This window comes from Nocardiopsis chromatogenes YIM 90109, assembly GCF_000341185.1.
Taxonomy (GTDB): Bacteria; Actinomycetota; Actinomycetes; order Streptosporangiales; family Streptosporangiaceae; genus Nocardiopsis_A; species Nocardiopsis_A chromatogenes.
The window spans coordinates 1-4,488 of sequence record NZ_ANBH01000264.1; the positions used below are offsets into that span (position 1 = coordinate 1).

Below are 4,488 nucleotides of genomic sequence, written 5' to 3' on the forward strand. Positions count from 1 at the left end.
GACCACTGACCCCTTGGAATCAATCATCTAGGGGACCGTTGCCGTTGTCGCTCAGGGGCGGGAGGGACGTGCGGGCCCGCGCGCTCCGGAGAGGGGATCGGACGGACGTCCCCAGCGCTCTGGAACGGCGCTGCCATAATCTACGAGGTAAAGGCGGGGGATGTGCAGCATCACCCGCAGCGCCGCCCGCTCACGCGCACCCAAGGCGGGGAGCCGTGCCCCTCCGGCACCGGGACGATCGCGTCCTGCAGATTGGTGCAGCCGATTGCGAATCTGCAGTGCCATGACCACCGAACGGCCGGTCACTCCGAGCGCTCGTGTACGACCGGCATCGGAGGGTTCCACGACCCCACCCGGCGTGACCCACCGGGGCGCACCGGCCCTTCGGATGGCGTCCGCAGGGTTTCCGTCCGGCCAGGTCGGCCCGCCGGTTGCGGCTGTGGGGCGGACCGGGTCGCCTTCGGAGCCCTGATCTGCGACCCGCCCTTCGGCGGACGGCCGGGGGCCGCCCGCCGAAGGCGGCCGCAGTCGGCAGAAGTGCCCCCACTTCAGCGGACGCCATCCGGGCGGGCAGCCGAAGGCCGACCCACGAGGGGCAGGGCGCCGGTCAGGGCACCGGCGCAGAGCCGGGGCCTCCCCGAGGCCGTGACGATTGTGGCGTCCGCTGGTGTGGCGGAACCTTCGGCGGTCGCGGCTGCCGCAGGTGGTCGGCCGGAGGCGGCCCGCCGACGGGCAGGGCGCCGGTCGGGTCGCCGACGGTCGGAGCGCCGGTCGGGGCGCCGATACAGGGGCAGGGGCCGCCCCGAGGTCGTAACGATGGTGCTGACCCGGTCGGACCCATATGACACCGCTCCAGCGGACGTCACCGGCCCCCGCCCTCTTCAGGTCACTCCGGGGTCCGCACCGCCGCGATCTGGGATGCCTGGGCCACCAGGCGGTCCTTGGTGTCCCACGCGCGGACCGTCACGTCCATCCGGTCCCCGGAGACCTCCTCGGCCTGCATCGCCACACGCACCGGACCGGGTGCGGGGACGGCGCGGATGTAGGCGCTCATCTGTACGGTCGGCGCCCATCCGGGCAGCCTCAGGTCATAGGAGACCGGCGGCACCATGTCCAGGGCCACCAGCAGCGACAGCGGGTCCCAGGAGGCGCCGTCGGCCAGCCGCTGCCACCCGGCGACGCGGCCCTGCATCGACGGCCGCCCGGCCATGGCGTTCAGGACGCCGGGGTCGATCCTCTGGTCGACGGCCTCCATCAGGGGGACGCGGAAGTCCGATCCGGGCACCTCCGCGGGCGAGGGGAGGCAGTCGTGCTCGGGAGGCAGGGCGGCCGGCTCCGTGCGGCTCCAGTAGGGCGCGCCGCCGTCCAGGGCGCCGCTGGTGGCGATCGCCTCGACGCAGGGCTCCCCGTCCTGGGTGAGGCGGACCCGCACCCGCGACGACCCCTTGCCCGCGCGCAGGGTCTCGACCTCGACCTGCGCGGGGCCGGGGAGCGGCGGGCGGACGAAGGAGGCGGCCATGGCCGTCAGGTCGGGGTGGGCGCCGCCGGTCGTCCGGGCGGCGGCGCGCCCCATGACCGCCATCAGGTAGCCGCCGTGGAGCTTGTCGCCGACGGCCCATTGCGGGTCGAGTTCGGCGTCGAAGGCGGGGTGGGCGCCGCCGGGCTGCGGGGCGGATGGCCCGGTGAGCGCCGTGGCGGCCGCGAAGTCGGCCATGCGAGGATCTCCTCCGTGCGGTGGGCAGGTAGGCCCCCGAGTCTAATGATCAACTAGTTGAGTACTTCACGGGGGAGGTCGAAGACGAACGGCGGCCCCGCCCGCCCGGGGCGCCACCCGGCGGCCAGGGCGGCGCGCACCGCGGCCGCCACCGCCCCCGGCGTCACCGGTACCGGCGGCTCCGTGCGCACGGTGGCCCCCGGGTGCGGGTGCGGCGTGCGCACCACCAGGACCGAACCGCGCGCCTCGGCCAGCTCGACGGCGAAGGAGAGGCGGCCTGCAAGGCAGTCCTGGTCGTAGGTGGGGCGGTGCCGGACCCGCCAGCGGTACGCGCGGCCGTCGACGGTGATCGCGCGCGACCCTTTGCCCGCCAGTGCCAAGCCGTCCCCCTCCTCGCGGGGCGGCTACCGCTCCCGCCCGGTGCCGCGCTCCGGGAGCGCCACCACCCGCCCCTCCGTGCGGGCGCGCTCGGCGGCGAAGACCAGCAGGTGGGAGCGGAGGGCGTCCTCGCCGCTCGTCTCCACCAGCTCCGGGTCGTCCGCGGCGATCCCCGCGAAGAACGCCGACAGCAGGCCGCCGTCGCCGCCGCCGTGACCGGCGCCCGCGCCCTCCGCGGACTCGGGCTTGAGGGTCTCGGTGGTGCGGGTCAGGAAGTCGTACACGGTCACGGTGTCGCCGTCGCAGTACAGTTCGCCGTCGGTGCCGAACAGGGTGGTGCGGCGGTGGCCCGCCTGGGTGAAGGCGGTCATCGTGAAGGTCCCGGTCGCCCCGCCCGCGAACTCCAGGGCCACGACCTGCCGGTCGACCACGTCGTTGTCGCAGTGGTAGACGCAGCGGCCGTAGGGGCCGGTGCGCAGCGCCTCGGCCACCGACTCGGCGGTCGGCTCGGGGGTGAGCACGTCCAGCGGCCATCCCGTGCCCCCCTTCTCCAGGAAGCGGCCGTAGATCCGCGGGGCCGAGTAGGCGCACTCGGGCTCGACGGGGCACTCGGTGCAGCGCTCGGCGGCTCCCTCGGGGGCCTCTTCAGGGCGGAAGTGGCGCAGCGACCCGAACGACGACACCGCCGTGGGCTCGCGCCCCACCACGTAGCGGATCCAGTCCAGGTCGTGGCAGGACTTGGCGAGCAGCATGGGCGCGGCGTCGGCGGCGCGCCGCCAGTTGCCGCGCACGTAGGAGTGGGCGTGGTGCCAGAAGCCGACCGGCTCGATGTGGTCGATGCCGGTCACCCGGCCGATCCGCCCGGCCTCCAGCAGGGAGGTGACCAGGCGGGTGTAAGGGGCGTGGCGGAGCACGTGGCCGACGCTGAGCAGCACCCCGGCGCGCTGGGCGGCCTCCACGATGGCCGTGCAGTCGGCCGGGGTCTGCGCCAGCGGCTTCTCCACCATCAGGTGGTGGCCGGAGGCGGCGAAGGCCAGGGCGGGCTCCAGGTGGGCGTCGTCCAGCGTGCACACCAGTGCGGCGTCGGCGGTGCGGGGGAGCGCGGCGGCCTCGCGCCAGTCGGAGAACCGGGCCTCGTGGGGAACCCCGCACGCGTCGGCCAGGCGGTCGCGGTAGGCGGGGCGGGGCTCGGCCACCGCGACCACCCGTGCGATCCCGGGGTGCTCCCGGATCCAGGCGGCGTAGGCGCTGCCGCGCGACCCTGCTCCCACGACCAGTACCCGTATCGGCGCCATGCGGGGGTTCCTCCTCACCTGTGGGCCCGCGCGGGGCGGGCGCTCCCGTCTCGCCCGGGGTCCTTCCCGCCGTCGGTGCCGAAGATCCGGGCGGGGAGGGCCCACTCGGCGATCAGCAGAAGATCCAGCACCCGTCGTCGGGGTCCTCATCGATGGGCTCCTCGTCGGCGGGCGGGCTCTCGTCGCCGCCTCCACCGCCCCCGCCGCCCCCGCCGCCGTCACCGCCGTCACCGCCCCCGCCGGTGTCCCCGCCGCCCCCGCCGACTCCGCCGCTGGGCGGGTCGGTCGGGGTGCTCCCGTCGTCGTCGCCCGGGGGCCGACCGGTCTGCGGCGGAGTCTCCGAGGGGTCGTCGTCGGGGGAGGGGTCCGACTCGTCCTCCTCCCGGTCGTCGTCCGTCGCGTCATCGGGGGAGGCGCCGGGGCTGGAGGAAGGGGCCGCGGCGGAGGGGGCGGTCTGGTCCGGAGCAGCGCCGCCGGGTGAGGCGGGGGAGGCGGACGGGCCGGAGTCCGGGGGCGGGAAGGTGCTTCCGCCGCCATCGCCCGCGGAGGAGTGCGGTCCGTCGGACGACGGCGAGAGCGAGGCGGCGACGAGAGCGCCGGTGAGTGCCGTCCCCGCGCCGATCACGGCGACCACGGTCAGCCGTCGGCGTCGGCGTTCGGCCTTCCACTGGCGACGCGTCGCGCGCGGCGCGGCCTCGTCCGGGGAGGGCCCGTCGTCGACCATGAGGGATCGTGCCTTTCCGGTTTCGGGGGTACTGCCGAGAAGAGGCGCCTGGCCTGCGCGTGAGCGGATCCGGACACTGCGCAGCGCGATATCCCGGTGTGTCGAACCGGGGCGGAACGCCGGAAGTGTGCGGGCGGCGCTTACGGGGACAGACGCACGCGAACACCGCGGGGATCCCGTTCCGGATGAATCGTTTTCCCAGGGGTGAGCGCGGGTGTTGGTTGTCGGTCGGAGGCGAAGGGCGCCCCGTCCCCGCGGGGGCGGGGAGGAGTGCCCTTTCGTCGCCGAGAAGCGCATCATAGGCGCGACATGAGACTCCGGAAACCTCAGAACCCCTCAGATCGGAGGCGGCGCGGCGTCGACGGTGACGGCAGGCC

Annotated in this window: 4 protein-coding genes; all 4 read right to left on the minus strand. The window is 75.1% G+C overall.

Translation table 11 applies throughout. From position 1 onward, the window contains the following. Positions 1 to 886: 886 nt before the first annotated feature. Positions 887 to 1,714 (minus strand): thioesterase family protein, encoded by an 828-nt coding sequence (locus D476_RS0124235; protein WP_017626507.1) that lies wholly within the window; start codon positions 1,712 to 1,714, stop codon positions 887 to 889. A gap of 53 nt (positions 1,715 to 1,767) precedes the next feature. Continuing rightward, positions 1,768 to 2,094 carry a hypothetical protein gene (locus D476_RS0124240; protein ID WP_017626508.1) on the minus strand — a complete coding sequence of 109 codons (327 nt, stop codon included), beginning with the start codon at positions 2,092 to 2,094 and terminating at the stop codon, positions 1,768 to 1,770. Between the two features lie 24 nt (positions 2,095 to 2,118). After that, positions 2,119 to 3,387, minus strand: a complete 1,269-nt coding sequence (locus D476_RS0124245; protein WP_017626509.1) for a Gfo/Idh/MocA family protein — start codon at positions 3,385 to 3,387, stop codon at positions 2,119 to 2,121. 112 nt (positions 3,388 to 3,499) lie between these two features. Beyond that, positions 3,500 to 4,111: a hypothetical protein gene (locus tag D476_RS38055; RefSeq protein WP_017626511.1), complete on the minus strand. Its 612-nt coding sequence runs from the start codon at positions 4,109 to 4,111 to the stop codon at positions 3,500 to 3,502. Positions 4,112 to 4,488 lie beyond the last annotated feature (377 nt).

Excerpts from the sequence above, each read along its gene's own strand:
- D476_RS0124245 (WP_017626509.1), bottom strand. The coding sequence starts at position 3,387 with ATGGCGCCGATACGGGTACTGGTCGTGGGAGCAGGGTCGCGCGGCAGC.
- D476_RS38055 (WP_017626511.1), bottom strand. The coding sequence starts at position 4,111 with ATGGTCGACGACGGGCCCTCCCCGGACGAGGCCGCGCCGCGCGCGACG.
- D476_RS0124235 (WP_017626507.1), bottom strand. The coding sequence starts at position 1,714 with ATGGCCGACTTCGCGGCCGCCACGGCGCTCACCGGGCCATCCGCCCCG.